18 protein-coding genes are annotated in these 18,519 nt (G+C 72.5%); 9 read left to right on the forward strand and 9 right to left on the reverse strand.

The features are described 5' to 3' along the window. Positions 1-25: 25 nt before the first annotated feature. Positions 26-1,015: a Bug family tripartite tricarboxylate transporter substrate binding protein gene (locus tag GON04_RS03715; protein WP_157396630.1), complete on the reverse strand. Its 990-nt coding sequence runs from the start codon at positions 1,013-1,015 to the stop codon at positions 26-28. 232 nt (positions 1,016-1,247) lie between these two features. On the opposite strand from GON04_RS03715, the gene GON04_RS03720 reads away from it, so the two are divergent. Genes GON04_RS03720 through GON04_RS03730 form a run of 3 tightly spaced genes read left to right on the forward strand, consistent with a single transcriptional unit; the run spans position 1,248 to position 3,731 of the window. Then, complete coding sequence (locus GON04_RS03720) at positions 1,248-2,093, forward strand: alpha/beta hydrolase (protein WP_157396631.1); 846 nt, start codon at positions 1,248-1,250, stop codon at positions 2,091-2,093. A gap of 43 nt (positions 2,094-2,136) precedes the next feature. After that, entirely contained in the window at positions 2,137-3,072 is a 936-nt protein-coding gene (gene miaA, locus GON04_RS03725) for a tRNA (adenosine(37)-N6)-dimethylallyltransferase MiaA (RefSeq protein WP_181653870.1), read from the forward strand. 2 nt (positions 3,073-3,074) lie between these two features. After that, complete coding sequence (locus tag GON04_RS03730) at positions 3,075-3,731, forward strand: ABC transporter ATP-binding protein (protein WP_232533015.1); 657 nt, start codon at positions 3,075-3,077, stop codon at positions 3,729-3,731. 4 nt (positions 3,732-3,735) lie between these two features. Here the strand turns inward: GON04_RS03730 and GON04_RS03735 are convergent, their stop codons facing one another. Together GON04_RS03735 and GON04_RS03740 are read right to left on the reverse strand one after the other, a co-directional pair. Then, positions 3,736-3,945 carry a CopG family transcriptional regulator gene (locus GON04_RS03735; protein WP_157396632.1) on the reverse strand — a complete coding sequence of 70 codons (210 nt, stop codon included), beginning with the start codon at positions 3,943-3,945 and terminating at the stop codon, positions 3,736-3,738. 83 nt (positions 3,946-4,028) lie between these two features. Next, complete coding sequence (locus GON04_RS03740; RefSeq protein WP_157396633.1) at positions 4,029-4,262, reverse strand: ribbon-helix-helix protein, CopG family; 234 nt, start codon at positions 4,260-4,262, stop codon at positions 4,029-4,031. A 267-nt stretch (positions 4,263-4,529) separates the two neighbouring features. Here GON04_RS03740 and GON04_RS03745 point away from each other — a divergent pair, with 267 nt between their 5' ends. After that, positions 4,530-5,018, forward strand: a complete 489-nt coding sequence (locus GON04_RS03745; protein WP_157396634.1) for a hemerythrin domain-containing protein — start codon at positions 4,530-4,532, stop codon at positions 5,016-5,018. Positions 5,019-5,061: 43 nt separating this feature from the next. Here GON04_RS03745 and GON04_RS03750 read toward each other — a convergent pair whose 3' ends face one another. Next, entirely contained in the window at positions 5,062-5,796 is a 735-nt protein-coding gene (locus tag GON04_RS03750) for a GNAT family N-acetyltransferase (RefSeq protein ID WP_157396635.1), read from the reverse strand. A gap of 44 nt (positions 5,797-5,840) precedes the next feature. On the opposite strand from GON04_RS03750, the gene GON04_RS03755 reads away from it, so the two are divergent. Both GON04_RS03755 and GON04_RS03760 read left to right on the forward strand, forming a co-directional pair. Then, positions 5,841-8,363, forward strand: a complete 2,523-nt coding sequence (locus tag GON04_RS03755) for an FtsX-like permease family protein (RefSeq protein WP_157396636.1) — start codon at positions 5,841-5,843, stop codon at positions 8,361-8,363. Positions 8,364-8,404: 41 nt separating this feature from the next. Continuing rightward, positions 8,405-9,412 carry a lipocalin-like domain-containing protein gene (locus GON04_RS03760; RefSeq protein ID WP_157398332.1) on the forward strand — a complete coding sequence of 336 codons (1,008 nt, stop codon included), beginning with the start codon at positions 8,405-8,407 and terminating at the stop codon, positions 9,410-9,412. Positions 9,413-9,424: 12 nt separating this feature from the next. On the opposite strand, the gene GON04_RS03765 is transcribed toward GON04_RS03760, so the two are convergent. From GON04_RS03765 to GON04_RS03785, 5 genes are all read right to left on the reverse strand, one after another. Continuing rightward, complete coding sequence (locus GON04_RS03765) at positions 9,425-9,988, reverse strand: hypothetical protein (RefSeq protein ID WP_157396637.1); 564 nt, start codon at positions 9,986-9,988, stop codon at positions 9,425-9,427. Between the two features lie 89 nt (positions 9,989-10,077). Continuing rightward, positions 10,078-11,643, reverse strand: a complete 1,566-nt coding sequence (locus GON04_RS03770) for a DHA2 family efflux MFS transporter permease subunit (protein WP_157396638.1) — start codon at positions 11,641-11,643, stop codon at positions 10,078-10,080. Continuing rightward, positions 11,643-12,935: an HlyD/EmrA/EmrK family protein gene (locus GON04_RS03775; protein ID WP_157396639.1), complete on the reverse strand. Its 1,293-nt coding sequence runs from the start codon at positions 12,933-12,935 to the stop codon at positions 11,643-11,645. Before GON04_RS03775 ends, GON04_RS03770 begins: the two co-directional genes overlap by 1 nt. A gap of 14 nt (positions 12,936-12,949) precedes the next feature. Continuing rightward, on the reverse strand, positions 12,950-14,392 hold the full coding sequence (locus GON04_RS03780) for an efflux transporter outer membrane subunit (protein ID WP_157396640.1): 1,443 nt from the start codon (positions 14,390-14,392) through the stop codon (positions 12,950-12,952). After that, positions 14,389-14,916, reverse strand: a complete 528-nt coding sequence (locus tag GON04_RS03785; RefSeq protein WP_157396641.1) for a MarR family winged helix-turn-helix transcriptional regulator — start codon at positions 14,914-14,916, stop codon at positions 14,389-14,391. The genes GON04_RS03780 and GON04_RS03785 overlap by 4 nt, the downstream gene beginning before the upstream one ends. Before the next feature lie 74 nt (positions 14,917-14,990). Between GON04_RS03785 and GON04_RS03790 the strand changes: the two genes are divergently transcribed. The 3 genes from GON04_RS03790 (at position 14,991) to GON04_RS03800 (ending at position 18,513) form a co-directional block, all read left to right on the forward strand. Then, on the forward strand, positions 14,991-16,766 hold the full coding sequence (locus tag GON04_RS03790) for an ABC transporter transmembrane domain-containing protein (protein WP_157396642.1): 1,776 nt from the start codon (positions 14,991-14,993) through the stop codon (positions 16,764-16,766). 155 nt (positions 16,767-16,921) lie between these two features. Beyond that, the gene (locus tag GON04_RS03795) at positions 16,922-17,239 is read left to right on the forward strand and encodes a c-type cytochrome (RefSeq protein ID WP_157396643.1); all 318 of its coding nucleotides are present in this window, start codon (positions 16,922-16,924) and stop codon (positions 17,237-17,239) included. 8 nt (positions 17,240-17,247) lie between these two features. Then, positions 17,248-18,513, forward strand: a complete 1,266-nt coding sequence (locus GON04_RS03800; RefSeq protein WP_157396644.1) for an NAD(P)/FAD-dependent oxidoreductase — start codon at positions 17,248-17,250, stop codon at positions 18,511-18,513. The last annotated feature ends 6 nt before the right edge of the window (positions 18,514-18,519 follow it).

Genomic DNA, 18,519 nt, shown 5'->3' on the forward strand with positions numbered 1-18,519 from the left:
GGTGTGTCCTCGCGGCGGGGCGCCGTCACTCGGGCTTGATGCCGATCTTGTGCACCAGGTTGCCCCAGCGCACGACCTCCGCCTTCACGTACTCGGTGGTGCGCGCGGGCGGGTCGCCGACGATCTCGAAGGCCACCGCCTGGATGCGCTGGCGGATCTCCGGATCCTTCAGCACGCGCTGCAGCGCGTCGTCGAGCCTGGTGACGATGGCCGGCGGCGTGCCGGCGGGCACGAAGACACCGACCCAGGTGTAGTCGAGCATGTCCGGGTAGCCCAGCTCGGCCAGCGTGGGCACGTCGGGCAGCAGCGGCTGGCGCTTGGCACTGGAGACCGCGATGGCGTGCAGCTTGCCGGCCTTGATGTTCTGCATCGGCGCGGCCAGCGCGGCCGACCCGATGGGCGGCTCGCCGCCCAGCAGCGCGGCGACGGCCGGCCCGGCGCCGCGGAAGTGCGCGGCGGGCAGGCCGAGCTTGGAGACGACGTTGAACAGGTTCTCGCCCGTGAGGTGCGGCGTCGTGCCGCTGCCCGGGGTGGCGAAGGCGAGCTTGCGGTCCTTGGCGTAGGCCAGCAGTTCGGGCAGGGTCTTCGCCGGCACGCTGGGGTGGGCCAGGATGACGTTGGGCTGCTGGGCCACCAGGTTGACGGCCACGAAGTCCTTCTCGGCCGAATACCCCGACTCGGGGAAGTTGGCGTTGACCGCGAAGGCCGATGAGGTCATCAGCACCGTGTAGCCGTCGGCCGGCGACTTGGCCACGGCCTGCGTGCCGATGTTGCCGCCGGCGCCGCCACGGTTGTCGATCACGATGGGCTGGCCCAGCAGTTCGCCCAGCTTGGGCGCCACCAGGCGGGCCACGACGTCGGGCGGGCCGCCGGGTGCGAACGGCACGATCACCTTGACCGGCTTGCTGGGCCAGGCAGCCGGCTGCGCCAGCGCCACCGGGGCCAGCGCCGCGCCGGCCAGGGCGAGCAGGACGGCGGCGGCGACGCGGCGGCGTGGCTGCCGGGAACGGGACATCAATGGGGAAACAGGCATCGGTCGGGACTCTCGGAGGAAATGGAAGGAGGGAAAGGCCGGACCCCCGGACCTTGGTGCGCCCGTAACGTAGCAGTGTTTGCATGCCAACGTGTTCAGGGAAAGCCCCGGTATCCCCACGGCTGAGGCGGGACCTGCGCCACCCGTGCCGTCGGCGGGTTACCCTCCTCGGCCAACTGAACTTTCGCGCACCGCTTCCACTCTGTTCCTGCGCATGAACAAACGAGTCCTCGCCGCCACGGCCGTCGTCCTGGGCCTCGTCTTCAACCTCGGTTGCGCCAGCCTCGACCAGAAGCAGCGCGAATGGATCTTCCAGCCGAGCGACCGTGCCTGGGGCGGCAGCGCCAGCGAGGCGGAGGGCATGGACGACGTCTGGATCGACTTCCCCTCCCGCGTCACCGGCGAACCCTCGCGCCTTCACGCCCTCTGGCTGGAGGCCGACAGGCCGCGCGCCGGCGCGCCGGTGCTGCTGTACCTGCACGGCGCGCGCTGGAACGTCGCCGGCTCGGCCGGCCGCATGCGCCGGCTGCAGGACATGGGTTTCGGCGTGCTGGCCATCGACTACCGCGGCTTCGGCAAGAGCAGCCCCGGGCTGCCCTCGGAAGACACCGCCTACGAGGACGCCAAGGCGGCCTGGGACTGGCTGGCGCAGCACCGGCCGGGGCGCCCCCGCTACATCTTCGGCCACTCGCTGGGCGGCGCCGTCGCCATCGACCTGGCCTCGCGCGTCGACGACGAGCAGGGCACGATCGTCGAAGGCACGTTCACCTCCATCCCCGATGTCGCCAGCAGCTTCAAGTGGGGCTGGCTGCCGGTCGGCCCGCTCATCACCCAGCGCTTCGCGTCGATCGACAAGGTGGCCAAGGTCGGCTCGCCGCTCCTGGTGGTGCACGGCGCCAACGACAGCCTGATCCGCAGCGACCTCGGCCAGCGCCTGTTCGACGCCGCCACCGGCAAGAAGAAGTTCCTGCTGGTCGACGGCGGCTCGCACCACAGCACCATGCTGGTCGGCCAGGCGCGCTACCGCGAGGCGATCGAACAGCTGTTCAGCCTGCGCTGAACGGCGGCGGCGCGGCCCGGGCCTTCTGCTAGGCTCGGCGCCGGTGTCCCCAAGCCCCCTTCCCCGCCTGCTTGCCCTTGCCGGCCCCACGGCGGCCGGCAAGACGGACGCCGCGCTGGCCATCGCGCAGGCGCTGGACGCCGAGATCGTGAGCGTCGATTCGGCGCTGGTCTACCGCGGCATGGACATCGGCACGGCCAAGCCCACACCGGAGCAGCTTGCGGCGGTGCCCCACCACCTGGTCGACATCCGCGATCCCGCCGAGACCTACAGCGCCGCCGCCTTCGTCGCCGACGCCACGCGCCTGGTCGGCGAGATCCACGCGCGCGGCCACGTCGCCCTGCTGGCCGGCGGCACCATGCTCTATTTCAAGGCGCTGTTCGACGGCCTCGATCCGCTGCCGGCCGCGCAGCCGGAACTGCGCGCGGCCATCGATGCCGAGGCCGCCCGGCATGGCTGGCCCGCCCTGCACGTGGAACTGGCGCGGGTCGACCCGCCGACCGCGCAGCGGCTGGCGCCGAACGACTCGCAGCGCATCGGCCGCGCGCTGGAGGTGTTCCGCGCCACCGGGCGGCCGCTGAGCGAGTTGCACCAGGGCCGATCCGGCCAGGGCCTGCGCCCGGCCGCCCTGCTCTCGCTCGAGCCGACCGACCGCCACTGGCTGCACGAGCGCATCGGGCGCCGCTTCGACGCGATGCTCGCGGCCGGCTTCCTGGACGAGGTGCGGCGCCTGCGGGCACGCGGCGACCTCGAACCTTCGCTGCCCAGCATGCGCTGCGTCGGCTACCGCCAGGCCTGGGAATCCCTGGACCAGGACTGGCCGCTGCATCGCCTGCGCGAGCAGGGCGTGGCCGCCACCCGCCAGCTGGCCAAGCGCCAGCTCACCTGGCTGCGCGGCATGGAGCGGCGGGTGATCGCCTGCGACGCGCCGGATGCGACGGCGCGCGTGCTGGCCGCCGCCCGCGAGGTGATCCGTTGAGCCTGCCGCCGCTGGTCCAGGTCGAGGGACTCGCCAAGCACTACGGCGAAACGCACGTCTTCCGCGACGTCAGCCTCAGCATCCGGCGCGGCGAGTTCGTGGCCGTCGTCGGCGAGTCGGGCGTCGGCAAGTCGACCCTGCTCAACTGCCTGGCCGGACTGGACACCTGGGACGCCGGCCGCATCCTGTTCGAGGGCCAGGACCTCGCCGGGCTCGACGATGCGGGCCGGGCCCTGCTGCGCCGCGAACGGGTGGGCTTCGTGTTCCAGGCCTTCCACGTCCTGCCGCACCTGGACGTGGCGCAGAACGTCGGGCTGCCACTGCTGCTGCGCGGCCGTCCGGACACGGCGCGGGTGGAGGCGATGCTCGAAGACGTGGGGCTCGGCGGTCTGGGCGCGCGCCTTCCGCAACAGCTCAGTGGCGGGCAACTGCAGCGCGTGGCCATCGCCCGGGCGCTGGTGCATGCACCGCCTCTGCTGCTGGCCGACGAGCCGACCGGCAACCTCGATCCGAGGACGGCCGAGCAGGTGATGGATCTGCTGGTGGCCCAGACGCGGACCCGGCAGGCCGCGCTGGTGCTGGTGACGCATTCGGCAACGGCGGCCGCGCGGGCCGACCGGGTGCTGCACCTGAGCGCCGACGGGATCGGCGCGGACTGAAGGCTCAGCCGCGCTTGCGCGGGGCCGGCCCGCGGATCGGGATGGGCTTGCGCGCCGCGGCGGGGGCCATGGGGGCGTGCTGCTCCATCCACTCACGGATCAGCCTGCGCATCACCTGCGACGGGGTCATGTCCTGCGAATAGCAGAGCTTCTCGAACGCCGCTTTTCTGGCGGGATCGATGAGGACCGTGAGCCTGGCGGTCTTGTTCTCCATGGGGCGATTGGGCTGCGATGTGTATCGGATTCTAATCGAGCCGGTCTACCTCATCCTGCGCTGGCCCATCCGGACCGGCGAGCTCAGCTCGCACGGGTCCGGCGCAGGCGCTTGGTCCGAAGGGGACCCGGTTCCACATCGACGCCGTGGCGGTCGAGGTAGTCCTTGATCAGCTGCCGGATCATCTGGGACGACGTCACGTCCTGCGATGCGCACAGGTCGTCGAATGCTTTCTTCTTATCCGCATCGATGAGGATGGTGAACCGCGCAGCCTTCTCGTCCGCTGCCTTGTCTTGCGCTGACTTGTCTACTACCATTCAACCAACCGTACAGGTGAATAACATGATAATACTATGCACCTGTCGCGAAATGTGACGAGCAGTCCCACGTCGCTCGTCGCCGCAGGCCGGCAGCGCACCGGAACATTCCCTGCGTGCTGAGCCATATGTAGGTGGACACCACGCCCCGATGTCCTGTGCCTGAGTCCGCGCGCTGCGATGGCGCAGGTCTGTTCCGACGTTCTCCTACAGGGGCCCCCTGGGGGCGGAACCCAAGATGGGCCATTCCCACCAGGAGTCCCCCATATGCCCACCGCCCGAACCGGCAAGGACGCGTGCGACCTGCTCGACGCAGACCACCGCGCCGTCAAGAAACTGTTCAAGGAATTCGAGGAACTGACGGGCTCGCGTGCTCGCAACGCCGGCCAAAAGAAGATGGACCTGGCCCAGCAGATCTGCATGGAGCTGACCGTCCACGCACAGGTCGAGGAAGAGATCTTCTACCCGGCCCTGCGCGCGGCCCTCAAGGACACCGACCTGCTCGACGAGGCCGAGGTCGAGCACCAGACCGCCAAGGACCTCATCGCCCAGATCGAGTCGGCAACGGAGCCCGACGAGAAGTTCGAGGCCAAGGTCAAGGTGCTGGGCGAGTACATCGACCACCACGTCAAGGAAGAGCGCAACGAGATGTTCCCCAAGGCCCGCGCTGCCCGGAAGCTCGACCTGGTCTCGATGCGCGACGAGCTCGAGGCCCGGAAGGAAGAGCTGATGTCCGAGCTGGGCGCCGAAGCCTGACTTCCATCGTGCCCGGTCGGTTGCGCGGGCCGCGAGCGGCGCATCAACGGCTCCAGTAGTCGTAGAGGAAGGCGTCCTGCAGCCCGGCGCGGCGGTAGAGCGCCTGGGCCGAGACGTTGACCTGCTCGACCTGCAGGAAGACGGACTCCACGCCGCGCTGGTGCGCCTGCCGGCCGAAGGAGGCGAGGATCGCGCCGGCCCAGCCGCGGCCGCGCGCGGCGGGGACGGTGCGCATGCCATGCACGCCGCACCAGCCTTCGGCGAAGCATGCGGACCCCACCGCGACCAGATCTCCCGCGACTCGAACGCCGGCAAAGACGTTGGCGCGGCCGCGGCGCAGGATGGCGAGCCGGCTGGCCCCATCGACCGGATCGAAGCCCGGCCCGAGAAAGACGCCGGCCCAATCGCCATCCGGCCCATCCGTGATCTCGACCGGTGCGGTCTCCGGCAGGCCCATGAGTCCCGCGACGGGGCCGGCCATGGTGAGCGTGGGCTTGCGCGCCTGCAAGCCGGCCTCGCCCACGCGCGCGCGGATCGCGTCGAACGCAGCGGTGCGCGGAATGCGCAGGACCGGCTGGCGGCCGGCATCGCGAAAGCTGGAGAGCACAGACTGCAGCGCATCGCCGACATCCGGCGCGTGCCGCGTCGGCACGGCGCTGTGCACGCGGCCGACGGTGCCATCGTCCAGGCCGACCAGCCAGCCGTCGAGCGTGATGAGTCGTTGCGGCGGCACGGCCTGCAGGGTGGCGCGTTCGATGGCGGCGACATCCAGGAGCATGCGGCATCGTAGCGGCGCCGGTGCGCGGCCCTGCACAATGCCGCATGCTTGCCCTGCTGCGCACCTACTCCTGGCAGGAGCTGCGCCGCCAGCCCTGGCGCGGTGCCGCGGCGATGGCGGCCGTGATGCTCGGCGTGGCACTGGCGCTGGCCGTGCACCTGATCAACGCATCGGCGCTGAGCGAGTTCTCGGCCGCCGTGCGCTCGGTCAACGGCCAGCCCGACCTGGAGCTGCGCGCCACCCGGGGCGGTTTCGACGAAGCGCTGTTCGGCCGCGTCGCGACCGATCCGCAGGTCGAGCTGGCCAGCCCGGTGCTGGAATTCGCGACCAACGCCTTCGGTCGCGCCGGCGCGCGCGTCGGCCTGCGCGTGGTCGGCCTCGACCCGCTGGTGGCCGCCTCGCTCGCGCCCGCGCTCCTGCCCCAGTCGGCGCGCGACGCCGACCGGATGGCCATGTTCGCGCCGGCCACGGTGTTCCTCAACCCGGCCGCCCGCGACGTACTCGCGGGCGAGCGCCTGCAGCTGCAGGCCGGGCTGCAGTTGCGCGAGGTGCAGGTGGCCGGCCACGTGACCGCCGCCGGCGCGCCGCTCGCGGTGATGGACATCGCCGCCGCCCAGGACCTGTTCGGCCGCGGCGGCGAGCTCTCGCGCATCGACGTCAAGCTGCGCGCGGGCGCCGACCGCGACGCCTTCGTGCAGGCGCTGGCGCTGCCGCCGGGCGTGGTCGCCGCCACCCCGGGTGACGCGACCCAGCGCGTGAGCAACCTGTCGCGTGCCTACCGGGTCAACCTCACGGTGCTGGCGCTGGTGGCCCTTTTCACCGGAGCCTTCCTGGTGTTCTCGGTGCTGTCGCTCAGCGTGGCCCGGCGGTCGCAGCAGTTCGCGCTGCTGGGCGTGCTGGGGCTGGACGCGCGCCGGCGCCGCCAGCTGGTGCTGGCCGAATCGGCGCTGCTCGGGCTGGCCGGCAGCGCCGCCGGGGTCGCGCTCGGCGCCCTGCTGGCACAACTCGCGCTGCGGCTGCTGGGCGGCGACCTGGGCGGCGGCTACTTCGAAGGCGTGGCGCCGCGCCTGCAGTGGAGCACCCCGTCCGCGGTCGGCTACGGTGCGCTCGGTGTGGTGGCCGCGATGGTCGGCGGCTGGTTCCCGGCCCGCAGCGCCGAGCGGCTGCCGCTCGCCCAGTCGCTCAAGGGCCTGCGCGCCAGCACACCGCACGGCGGTCACCGCTGGATCGGCCTCGCGCTGCTGGTGCTCGCGGGTGGCCTGGCCTTGCTGCCGCCGGTCGCCGGCCTGCCGCTGGCAGCCTATCTCGCCATCGGCCTGCTGCTGGTCGGCGGCATCACCGCCCTGCCGCCCGTCGTCGGCGTGCTCTACGACCGGCTGGCGCCGGCCGTCGCCCACCGGCTGCTGCCGCTGCTGGCCGTCGAACGGGCCCGCCGCGTGCGCGAGACCGCGGCGGTGGCCGTGAGCGGCGTGGTCGCGGCGCTCAGCCTGGCCGTCGCACTCACGGTGATGGTGGCGAGCTTTCGCGATTCGGTCACGCGCTGGCTGGACGTGGTGCTGCCCGCCGACCTCTACGTGCGCACGGCCACCAGCACCTCCGCCGGCGAGACCGCGTTCCTGGAGCCGGGGCTGGTGCGGGCCGCAGCCGCCCTGCCCGGCGTCGCGCGCGTCGCCACCCAGCGCGTGCGCCCCCTGCAGCCCGATGCACGGCGGCCCAGCGTGGCGCTGCTCGCGCGCGCCATCGGCGAGCCGTCGCGCGGCATGCCGCTGGTGGGCGCGCTGGCACCGGTGGCGCCCGGGCAGGTGCCGGTGTACGTGAGCGAGGCGATGGTCGACCTGTACGGCGCCCGCCTCGGCCAGCCACTGCCACTGCTGGACGCGGCGCTCGGACTGCCGGCCGCGGCCGCCAGCCGCTTCACGGTCGCCGGGGTCTGGCGCGACTACGTCCGCCAGAGCGGCGCGCTGCTGCTGGAGCAGGCCGACTACGAGCGCCTCACCGGCGACCGGCGGGCCAACGACCTGGTCGTCTGGCTGACGCCGGGCGCCGATCCGGCGCGCGTCCAGGAGGCGCTGCGGCGCGCCGCGGGACCGGCCGGCGCGCTGCTGGAGTTCGCGTCGGCACGTGACATCCGCGCCACGTCGCTGCGCATCTTCGACCGCAGCTTCGCCGTCACCTACTGGCTGCAGGCGGTGGCGATCGGCATCGGGCTGTTCGGCGTCGCGGCCAGCTTCAGCGCCCAGGTGCTGGCCCGGCGCAAGGAGTTCGGCCTGCTCGCCCACCTGGGCCTCACGCGGCGCCAGATCCTGGCCGTGGTGGCCGGCGAAGGCGCGGCCTGGACGCTGGTGGGCGCGCTGGCCGGCCTGGCGCTCGGACTGGCGGTGGCCGTGGTGCTGGTGCACGTGGTCAATCCGCAGAGCTTCCACTGGACCATGGACCTGCTGGTGCCCTGGCTGCGGCTGCTCGCCCTGTGCCTGGCGGTGGTCGCCGCGGGAACGCTCACCGCCTGGCTGGCGGGCCGGGCGGCCGCCGGCCGCGACGCCGTCCTGGCGGTGAAGGAGGACTGGTGATCGGCCGCCGTCCGCTGCTGGCCGCGCTGCCTGCGCTGGCCATGGCCCGGGCCCACGCGCTGCCCGAGCGGGCGCTGCAGTTCCCGCGCGACTTCGGCGCCCATCCCGACCTGCGCACCGAGTGGTGGTACATCACCGGCTTCGCCGCCGCCGGCGGGCGCGACTTCGGCTATCAGCTCACCTTCTTCCGCACCCGCATCGACGGCACGCAAGGCCTGCAGTCCGCCTTCGCGGCCCGGCAGCTGGTGTTCGCCCATGCGGCGCTCACCGATGTCCAGGGCCGGCGCCTGTGGCACGACCAGCGCATCGCCCGCGAGGGCTTCGGCGTGGCCCGGGCGGGCAGTGCCGACACCAGCGTGCGGCTGCGCGACTGGGAGCTCACGCGCGCCGCCGACGGCCGCTACACCGCGCGGCTGCCCGGCCCGGACTTCTCGCTCGACCTGCGGTTCGCGCCCACCCAGCCCATGCTGCTGCAGGGGCAGGCCGGCCTGTCACGCAAGGGCCCCTCGCCCGACCAGGCCAGTTACTACTACAGCGAGCCGCAGCTGGCGGCCAGCGGCACCGTGACGCTGCAGGGACGGCGTTTCGCGGTGCAGGGCAAGGGCTGGCTGGATCACGAATGGAGCGAGGCGCTGCTGCACCCCGACGCCGTGGGCTGGGACTGGATCGGCATGAACCTGGACGACGGCAGCGCCCTCACCGCCTTCCAGCTGCGGCGCAAGAACGGCTCGCCGCTGTGGGACGGCGGGTCGTTCCGCTCCCCGGGCGGCAGCACCTACATCGCCAGCCCGGGCGAGACGCAGTTCCGGCCGCAGCGGCGCTGGACCAGCCCGCTGTCCGGGGCCACCTATCCGGTCGAGTGGATGGTGCGCACGCCGGCTGACTTCTACACGGTGCGCGCGCTGGTCGACGGCCAGGAACTGGACAGCCGCGCGTCGACCGGCGCGATCTACTGGGAAGGCCTGTCCGAGCTGGTGGACAGCAACGGGCGCCGCGTCGGCCGCGGCTACCTGGAGATGACCGGCTACGCCCAGCGGCTGCGGCTGTAGCCCGCGCTGCGCTCAGAAGGCGGAGAACGCCGACTGGGCCAGCACCGTCTCGCGCAGTGCCTGGGCCTTCTTCTGGTCGAACGGGCCCTGCGCCTTGGCCAGCACGTTGCCCTCGCGGTCGACCACCAGCACCGATGCGTGGTCGGTGGAGCCCAGGCCCGCGGCGCGAACGAAGGCATCGCGGTCGATGAAGAGGGGCAGCAGCCGCTCCTGCTCGGACGGCGACGGGTAGCGGCGCGCCAGGTGCTGCTCGATGCGTTCGCGCTCGGCCGGCTCTTTCTGGCTCCAGACCGGCAGCCGCACCCAGGCGATGTTCGAGTCCTGGTGCAGGCCCAGGCCGTCGATCCAGCGTTGCGCTTCCTCGCGCTGGTCCTTGCGGAACATGACGACGGCGACGGTGCGATCGGAAGGCAGCTGCCGCGGCAACGTCACGTGCGTCTGGTCAAGGCGCTTCGCACTCATGGTGGGCAGCTTGCCCAGCACGCCGCTCTCGTTTGGTGCGGCGAGCGCCAGCGCGAACGCCGCGCCCATGGCACCCAACCATCCAACCACCGGAGTCCAGATGTTCGCCGCCATGACACGCTCCCGTGAATGCGTTCCGAGATGCACAAAGTGTTCCACAGCCGAGTGCCGCAATCACGTCAGTTTTGTAAACCTATGCGCACTTAGTGGGCACCGGCCGCTGCATCCGCCCCGGCGCCGGCGCCCTGCGGCCTGCGCGTCAGCCAGACCAGCGGGATGAGCGCCAGGAACAGCGCCGCCGAGATCCAGAACAGGTCGGTCGCGGCCATGGTGAAGGCCTGCTGGTCCGCGAGCCGGTTCACCTGCGCCAGCGCCTGCTCGGCCGACAGGCCGCCCGCCTGCAGCCCGCCCAGCGCCGCCTGCACGGCGGAGTTGGACGGGTTGACTGCCTCGGCCAGGTGCGTGTGGTGCAGCGCCGCCCGGCTTTCCCAGAGCGTGGTCGCGATCGAGGTGCCCATCGCGCCGGCCGTGATGCGCACGAAATTGGTGAGGCCCGAGGCGGCCGGCATGCGGTCGGGTGTCAATCCTGACAGGGTGATGGTCGACAGCGGGATGAAGAAGAACGCCATGGCCACGCCCTGGATGATGGTCGGGACCAGGATGGTGCGGAAATCGGCCGAAGTGTTGAAGTGGGACCGCATCCACAGCACCAGCGCGAACACGATGAAGGCGAAAGTTGCATAGCGGCGCGGGTCGACCTTGGCCACCGTCTTGCCGACCAGCGGCGACAGCACGATCGCCAGCAGGCCCACCGGCGCCATGACCATGCCGGCGTCGGTGGCGGTGTAGCCCATGAACTGCTGCAGCCACAGCGGCAGCAGCACCACGTTGCCGAAGAACAGCCCGTAGGCGATCGACACCGACAGCGTGCCGGCCCAGAAGTTGCGCCGCGCGAACAGGCGCAGCTCCACCACCGGGTGCTCATCCGTGAGTTCCCAGACCAGGAAGAACGCGAAGCCCACCACCGCCACCACGGTCAGCGCCACGATCAGCGGCGAGTGGAACCAGTCGTTCTCCTTGCCCAGGTCCAGCACCATCTGCAGCGCGGCGATCCACACCACCAGCAGCGCCAGGCCGACCTTGTCGATCGGCAGCTGCCGGGTCACGCTCTCGCGTTGGCGGTAGATGCCCCAGGACGCCGTCGCGGCCACCAGGCCGACCGGGATGTTGATGTAGAAGATCCACGGCCAGTTGATGTTGTCCGTGATCCAGCCCCCGAGCAGCGGCCCCAGCACCGGCGCCACCAGCGTGGTCATGGCCCACATGGCCATCGCCAGCCCGGCCAGCGCGCGCGGATAGCTGGCCAGCAGCAGCGACTGCGACAGCGGGATCATGGGCCCGGCCACGAAGCCCTGCAGGGCGCGGAAGGCGATCAGCATGGTCATGTTCGGCGCCAGGCCGCAGAGCCACGAGGCGGCGACGAACAGCAGCACGCTGGCGACGAACAGCCGCACCTGGCCGAACCGCTGTGACAGCCAGCCGGTGAGCGGCACGGCGATCGCGTTGGCGACGGCGAAGCTGGTGATGACCCAGGTGCCCTGGTTCGGGCTCACGCCCAGGTCGCCGGCGATGGCCGGCAACGACACGTTGGCGATCGACGTGTCCAGCACGTTCATGAACGTCGCCGCCGACAGCGCCACCGTGCCCCACAGGCGGGCGGCGCCCTCCAGCGGCGGGTGCGCGAGCGGCGCTCCGGCGGCCCCGGCCATCAGTGGCTCCCGGTGCCCGCCGCGGCGGCGCCGGCGGCAACGTGCTGCGCCGGCGCCTGTGCCGCCACGCTGGCGGAGCCGCCCCGGCCGAGGTTGCCGGCGATGATGCGGCGCACGTCGGCCTCGGCCCCCGCGTCCTGCGACTCGAACACCGCGGTCTGCACCGTGGCCGAGGCACGCGGCGCGTCGGCCAGCGACTTGCCGTCCTGCTGGGTCACGTCGACCCTGGCGTCCATCGACAGGCCCACGCGCAGCGGATTCTTCGCCACCTGCCCGGGCTCCAGCGCAATGCGCACCGGCACCCGCTGCACCACCTTGATCCAGTTGCCGGTGGCATTCTGGGCCGGCAGCAGCGCGAACGCCGAGCCGGTGCCCACGCCCAGGCCTTCGACCTTGCCGCGGTACTCGACCTTCTTGCCGTAGACGTCGGCGACCAGCGTGACCGGCTGGCCGATGCGGATCCTGCGCAGCTGCACTTCCTTGAAGTTGGCATCCACCCAGACCTGCTGCAGCGGCACGATGGCCATCAGCGGCGTGCCGGCGGCCACCCGCTGGCCGAGCTGCACGGTGCGCTTGGCGACATAGCCGTCCACCGGCGCCGGCAGGGCCGCGCGTTGCGACGCCAGCCAGGCCTCGCGCACCTTGGCGGCGGCGGACAGCACGCTGGGATGCTGCTCGACACTGGTGCCGTCGGTCTGGGCCCGGTTGCTGGCGAGCTGCTCGCGTGCGGCCACCACGGCGGCCTGCGCCGCGGCCAGTGCGCTCCTGGCGTTGGCCAGCTGCGTCTGCGCATGGTTCAGCTCTTCCTTGGACACCGCCCCGTTGCCGGTCAGCGCCATGCGGCGGTTCAGGTCGTCGTTGGCGCGCTGCACGTCCGCCTGGGCCTTGGCGATGTCGGCCTGGCGCAGGTCGACCTGGGCCGCCAGCGCGCCGTTGTTGGCGTACAGCGTGCGCACCTGGCGCACGGTCTGGGCCAGGTTGGCCTCGGCCTGCTGCAGCGCCACGGCCACGTCGGCCGGGTCCAGGCGCACCAGCGGCTGGCCGGCCTTCACGAAGTCGGTGTCGTCGGCGTGGATCGCCAGCACGGTGCCGCCGATCTGCGGTGTGATCTGCACCACGTTGCCCTGCACGTAGGCGTTGTCGGTCGACTCGTAGTGGCTGGCGACGAGGTATTCGTAGCCGCCCCAGCCGAGGCCGCCGACGGCCACGGCGGCGCCCAGGACGGCCAGGCCCTTGCGGCGGGTGGACTTGCGCGCGGCCTGCGCCGCTTCGGTTTGTTGGATGTCGGTCATGGTGGGATCCGTTCTCACTTCTGGGAGGCGAGCCGCAGGCTCTCGGGGTCGGGCTGGAAGCCGCCGCCGAGCGCGCGCATCAGCTGCACCTGGGTGTCGAGGGCGCGGGCGGCGAGGTCGACCGCCAGCCGGCGCTGGGCGAGCACGGCGGTTTCGGCGGACAGCACGTTCAGGTAGGTGCCCAGGCCGGCACGGTACCGCTGCAGCGCGATGTCGTAGGCGCCCTCGGCCGCCACCTGCCCCTCGCGCTGCTGCGCCTGCTGGCGCTCGATGGACTGGGCCGAGGCGAGCTGGTCGGCGACGTCGCGCACCGCATCGAGCACCGCGCCGTTGTAGCTCTCGACCGCCAGGTCGAGGTCGGCCGTCCTGCCGCCCAGGTTGGCGCGCAGCCGGCCGGCGTCGAAGATCGGCAGGTGCACGGCGGGGCCCACGCCCCATTGCTGGCTGCCCATGTCGACCAGCCGGCCCAGGCCCACGCTCGACAGGCCGACGAAGGCCGACAGGTTGACGTTGGGATAGAACGAGGCCTTGGCGCTTTCCACGTCGTGGCTGGCCGCCTCGACCCGCCAGCGCGCCGCCGTGATGTCGGCCCGGCGCGCCAGCAGGTCGGCCGGGATGGTGGCCGGCAGCGGCACCGGACGGGCGTCGGCCAGCAGGCGCGGTTCCAGCTGCAGCTGCGGCTGGCCGACCAGGGCGGCGAGCGCGTTGCGCGTCAGCTGCACCTGCTCCTCCAGCGCCTCGATCTGCTGGCGGGCGTCCGGGATCGCGGCTTCGCCCTGGCGCTCTTCGAGCGTGGTGTCCAGGCCGGCCCGCACGCGGTCGCGCACCAGCCGCAGGAATTCCTCGCGCTGGGCGAGCGTGCGCCGCGCCACGTCCAGCTGGTCGTTCAGCCGCTCCAGCTGGAAGTAGCCGCGCGCGACCTGGGCCGCGAGCAGCGTGTGGGCGGCGCCGACGTCCGCCTGCGCGGCGCGCGAGGCGCCCAGCGCCGCTTCCAGCGCCTGGCTGTACTTGCCGAAGAAGTCGAGCTCCCAGCTGGCGCCCAGCTGCAGCGTGCCCGTGTTGCGGACCGAGCCGGCCAGCGGCGGCGGGAAGAGGCCGTTCTCGGTGAACAGCTGGCGCTTGAGGTCGAGCGAGGCGTCCACCTGCGGCTGGGTGGCCGCATGGGCGCCTTCCAGCACGGACTGCGCGCGGGCCAGCCGCGCTTGGGCGACCTTCAGGTTGGGGTTGTCGGCCAGGGCCTGCGCCACCAGCCGATCGAGCTGGGTGTCGCCGAAGCCGGCCCACCACTGCGGCGCGACCGGGGCCGGCACGGCGGTAGCCGTCGCGGCCGGCAGGCCCAGCGACTCGGGGCGGCGCAGCCTGGCCTGCGGTTCGATGCCGCCGGTGCTGGCGCAACCGGCCAGCAGCACGGCGGCCATGGTGGCGGCCCAGCGGCCCGGCACCTTGGCGGTCGTCATGTGTTCTCCCTGTCTTTCTGGCAGCCGATGCCGTTGTCCAGCATGCGCTGCAGCATCGACCTGAGCAGTTCCACCTCGTCGTGGCTGAAGCCACGCAGGTGGGCGTTGAGCACCTTGCACAGGGCTTGCGGAATGTGGCCGGAGGCCTCGCGGCCCTGGTCGGTGAGCTCGAGGTTCACCACCCGCCGGTCCTGCGACGAGCGCACGCGGCGCAGCAGGCCCTTGGCCTCCAGGCGGTCGAGCGTGCGGGTCATGGCGCCGGCATCGAGCTGGCATTCGCGCGCCAGTTCGGCCGCGGTGCTGCCGTGGCCCAGGTGCAGCTTGTACATCGGCACCCATTGCGCGTTCGTCAGCCCGCGCGGATCGAGCTCCTGCTGCACCTCCGACGCGAAGACCGTGATCAGCCGCCGCATGAGGTAGGCCACGCTGTCGTCCGACCGGTAGTCGTCCGGGCTGTAGAACTCGGTCTCCGCGCCCGCCGCGGCCTTGGCGGCGCGCCGGGAGCTGGGCTTGGTGGTTTCCATGGCGGCGATATTAGTTGCCTAGACAATCATTGTCAAGGCTACCTTTGAGTAGGCAAGTAGTACACTGCGCGCCGATGCCAGCCGTTTCTCCTACCCGCGGATCGCCGCGCGCACTCTCCGGCCTGCTGCCCTTCCTGCGTCCCTACCGCGGCCGCATTGCGCTGGCCGGGCTGTTCCTGGTGCTCGCGGCGGCGGCCACGCTGGTCTTCCCCGTCGCGCTGCGCGGCCTGATCGACCAGGGCCTGGTGGAGCCCGGCCACGGCGAGCGGCTGGTCGCGCTGCGCGGCCACTTCTTCGAGCTGTTCGGGGTCGCCGTGGCGCTGGGGCTGTTCTCGGCGGCGCGCTTCTATTCCGTCAGCTGGCTCGGCGAACGCGTCACCGCCGACCTGCGCAGCGCCGTCTACGCCCACGTGCTGCGCCAGAGCCCCGAGTTCTTCGAGACCACGCGCACCGGCGAAGTGCTCTCGCGCCTGACCACCGACACCACCCTGGTCCAGACGGTGGTCGGCTCGTCGTTCTCGCTCGGCCTGCGCAACGTGGTGATGGGCGCCGGCGCCCTGGTGGTGCTGGTCTACACCCACCCCTACGTGATGTCGCTCGTGATCGCCGCGGTGCTGCTGGTGGTGGTGCCGGCGGCGCTGTTCGGGCGGCGCGTGCGGCGCCTCTCGCGCGCCAGCCAGGACCGGGTGGCGGACTCCAGCGCGATCGCGGCCGAAGTGCTGAACGCCATCCCGGTGGTCCAGAGCTACACCGGCGAGGCCCGCGAGGCGCACCGCTTCGCCGAGGCGACCGACCACGCGTTCCGCACCGGGGTGCGGCGCACCCGGGCCCGCGCCGTGCTGGTGGCCTTCATCATCATCGCCAACGCGGCGCTGGTGCTGTGGGGCCTGTACCAGGGCGCGCAGGCCGTGATGGCCGGCAGCCTCAGCGCCGGCCAGCTCGGGCAGGCGGCCCTGTACGTGATCATCTTCGCCGGCGCGGTGGCGGTGCTGGGCGAGGTCTACGGCGACCTGCTGCGCGCCGCCGGTGCCACCGAGCGCCTGATGGAGCTGCTGGCCAGCCGCTCGCCGGTGGCGCCGCCACTGCACCCGGTGGCGGCGCCAGCCACCCGACGCGGCAGCGCGGTGGCGCTGCACGGCGTCACCTTCCACTACCCCTCGCGGCCGGCCCAGCCGTCGCTGCGCGACATCGAACTGGAGGTGGCCCCTGGCGAGACGGTGGCGCTGGTGGGGCCCAGCGGCGCCGGCAAGAGCACCGTGTTCTCGCTCCTGCTGCGCTTCTACGACCCCTCGGCCGGCGCCATCGCCATCGACGGCGTGCCGGTGCAGCAGCGCGACCTGCAGGAGCTGCGCTCGCGCATCGGGCTGGTGGCCCAGGAGCCCGTGGTGTTCTCCACCAGCGCCCTGGAGAACATCCGCTACGGCCGCCCGGAGGCCAGCGACGCCGAGGTGGTGGCCGCCGCCCGCGCCGCCTACGCGCACGAATTCATCAGCGAGCTGCCCGAGGGCTACGCCACCTTCCTGGGCGAGCGCGGGGTGCGCCTGTCGGGCGGCCAGCGCCAGCGCATCGCCATCGCCCGCGCGATGCTGAAGAACCCGCCGCTGCTGCTGCTCGACGAGGCCACCAGCGCGCTGGATGCCGAGAGCGAGCGCGTGGTCCAGGCCGCGCTGGCGTCGGCGATGCGCGACCGCACCACCCTGGTCATCGCGCACCGGCTCGCCACGGTGCAGCAGGCCGATCGCATCGTGGTGCTGGACCAGGGCCGCATCGTCGAACAGGGCCCGCACGAGGCGCTGGTGGCCGCCGGCGGCGTGTACGCCCGGCTGGCGGCGCTGCAGCTGCTGGACTGACGCGGCCCAGGCACCGGCGCCGGCCGGCCGCTCCCCACCGCATCGGCATGGCCCGGGGCTTGCCGGATCGCTTGGTTTTCCCACTTGCGCGGCGCCGCGCCCCCACCCTATATTGAGCGACCGATCAACACGAACGGCCGCCCCACCCTCCCTGCATGAGCCTGCCCCGCCCTCGCTTCGCCGCGTCCCTTGCCGCGCTCGTGCTCGCGGCGGCGCCGGCGTGGGGCTCCCCGCCGCTGCAGGTGGCCACCCTCGCCGCCACCTGTGCCAACTGCCACGGCACCCAGGGCCGCGCGGTCGCCGGCTCGCCGCTGCCCACGCTGGCCGGCATGCCCAGCGACGCGATGCTGGCGCAGTTGCGCGCCTTCCGCGCCGGCACGCGGCCCTCGACCATCATGGCCCAGCTGAGCAAGGGCTACTCCGAGGCCCAGTTGGAGCAGGTGGCCGAGTACTTCGCCCGCCAGCCGCGCTGAACCGGACGATGCAGCGCCGCACCCTGCTCCAGGCATCCGGCGCCGCCACGCTCTCGGCCCTGGCGGGTTGCGCCAGCCCGGTCGGCACGCGCCCGCGCGTGGTGGTGGTCGGCGGCGGCTACGGCGGGGCCACGGCCGCCAAGTACCTGCGCCTGTTCTCCGACGGCCGGGTGGACGTGACCGTCGTCGAGCCGCAGGCCGACCTGGTCTCGTGCCCGCTGTCCAACCTGGTGCTGGGCGGCAGCGCCACGCTGGCCCAGCTCACCACGCCGCTCGCCGGCCTGGCCGCGCGCCACGGCGTGGCGCTGGCGCAGGACACGGTGCGCAGCATCGACCCGGCGCGCAAGACCGTCACGCTGGCGGGCGGGCGCAGCCTGGCCTACGACAAGCTGGTCGTCTCGCCGGGCGTGGACCTGCAGTTCGACCGCATCGGCGGCCTGCAGGCCGCGCACGCCGCCGGCGCCGTGCTGCAGGCGTGGAAGGCCGGCCCCGAGACCCTGGCCCTGCGCCGGCAGCTGGAAGCGATGCCCGACGGCGGCGTGTACGCCATCGCCATCCCCGAGCAACCCTATCGCTGCCCGCCCGGCCCCTACGAGCGGGCCTGCCAGGTCGCGTGGTACTTCCGGCAGGCCAAGCCGCGCAGCAAAGTGCTGGTGCTGGACGCCAACCCGGACGTGGTCTCCAAGCCGGCCCTGTTCCGGCGCGCCTGGGCCGAGCTGTACCCCGGCCTGGTCGAGTACCGGCCCAACCACAAGGTGACCGCGGTGGACGCACGCGCGGGCCTGCTCAAGGCCGACCTGCAGGACGACGTGCGCGCCGACGTGCTCAACGTCCTGCCGCCGATGCGCGCCGGCCTGGTCGCCGTGCAGGCCGGCCTGGCCAACCAGGCGGGCAACCGCTGGTGCGGAGTCGACTACCTCGGCTTCGAATCGACCGCGGCGGCCGACGTGCACGTGCTCGGCGATGCCATCCTGGCTGCCTCGGGCATGCCCAAGAGTGCGCACATGGCGAACAACCACGCCAAGGTGGCGGCCGCCGTCATCGTCTCGCGCCTGCTGGGCTGGGAGGCGCCGGTCGCGCCGCTGCTCACCAACACCTGCTACAGCTTCGTGGACGACAAGCGCGTGATCCACGTGGCCAGCGTGCACGAGTACGCCGACCGGACCTGGCGCATCGTCGCCGGCTCGGGCGGCGTGTCGCCGGCGCCCACCGACCTGGAAGGCGTCTACGCCTGGAACTGGGCCCGCACCATGTGGGCCGACGCACTGGCCTGAGCCCCC

Source organism: Ramlibacter pinisoli, assembly GCF_009758015.1.
Lineage (GTDB): Bacteria > Pseudomonadota > Gammaproteobacteria > Burkholderiales > Burkholderiaceae_C > Ramlibacter > Ramlibacter pinisoli.

What these genes read in the sequence shown, in the direction of transcription:
- GON04_RS03750 (WP_157396635.1), bottom strand. Translation starts at nt 5,796, where the DNA reads ATGCTCCTGGATGTCGCCGCCATCGAACGCGCCACCCTGCAGGCCGTG.
- GON04_RS03775 (WP_157396639.1), bottom strand. Translation starts at nt 12,935, where the DNA reads ATGACCGACATCCAACAAACCGAAGCGGCGCAGGCCGCGCGCAAGTCC.
- GON04_RS03785 (WP_157396641.1), bottom strand. Translation starts at nt 14,916, where the DNA reads ATGGAAACCACCAAGCCCAGCTCCCGGCGCGCCGCCAAGGCCGCGGCG.
- GON04_RS03770 (WP_157396638.1), bottom strand. Translation starts at nt 11,643, where the DNA reads ATGGCCGGGGCCGCCGGAGCGCCGCTCGCGCACCCGCCGCTGGAGGGC.
- GON04_RS03740 (WP_157396633.1), bottom strand. Translation starts at nt 4,262, where the DNA reads ATGGTAGTAGACAAGTCAGCGCAAGACAAGGCAGCGGACGAGAAGGCT.
- GON04_RS03760 (WP_157398332.1), top strand. Translation starts at nt 8,405, where the DNA reads ATGGCCCGGGCCCACGCGCTGCCCGAGCGGGCGCTGCAGTTCCCGCGC.
- GON04_RS03755 (WP_157396636.1), top strand. Translation starts at nt 5,841, where the DNA reads ATGCTTGCCCTGCTGCGCACCTACTCCTGGCAGGAGCTGCGCCGCCAG.
- GON04_RS03715 (WP_157396630.1), bottom strand. Translation starts at nt 1,015, where the DNA reads ATGTCCCGTTCCCGGCAGCCACGCCGCCGCGTCGCCGCCGCCGTCCTG.
- GON04_RS03765 (WP_157396637.1), bottom strand. Translation starts at nt 9,988, where the DNA reads ATGGCGGCGAACATCTGGACTCCGGTGGTTGGATGGTTGGGTGCCATG.
- GON04_RS03735 (WP_157396632.1), bottom strand. Translation starts at nt 3,945, where the DNA reads ATGGAGAACAAGACCGCCAGGCTCACGGTCCTCATCGATCCCGCCAGA.
- GON04_RS03745 (WP_157396634.1), top strand. Translation starts at nt 4,530, where the DNA reads ATGCCCACCGCCCGAACCGGCAAGGACGCGTGCGACCTGCTCGACGCA.
- GON04_RS03780 (WP_157396640.1), bottom strand. Translation starts at nt 14,392, where the DNA reads ATGACGACCGCCAAGGTGCCGGGCCGCTGGGCCGCCACCATGGCCGCC.
- GON04_RS03800 (WP_157396644.1), top strand. Translation starts at nt 17,248, where the DNA reads ATGCAGCGCCGCACCCTGCTCCAGGCATCCGGCGCCGCCACGCTCTCG.
- GON04_RS03795 (WP_157396643.1), top strand. Translation starts at nt 16,922, where the DNA reads ATGAGCCTGCCCCGCCCTCGCTTCGCCGCGTCCCTTGCCGCGCTCGTG.
- GON04_RS03790 (WP_157396642.1), top strand. Translation starts at nt 14,991, where the DNA reads ATGCCAGCCGTTTCTCCTACCCGCGGATCGCCGCGCGCACTCTCCGGC.
- GON04_RS03720 (WP_157396631.1), top strand. Translation starts at nt 1,248, where the DNA reads ATGAACAAACGAGTCCTCGCCGCCACGGCCGTCGTCCTGGGCCTCGTC.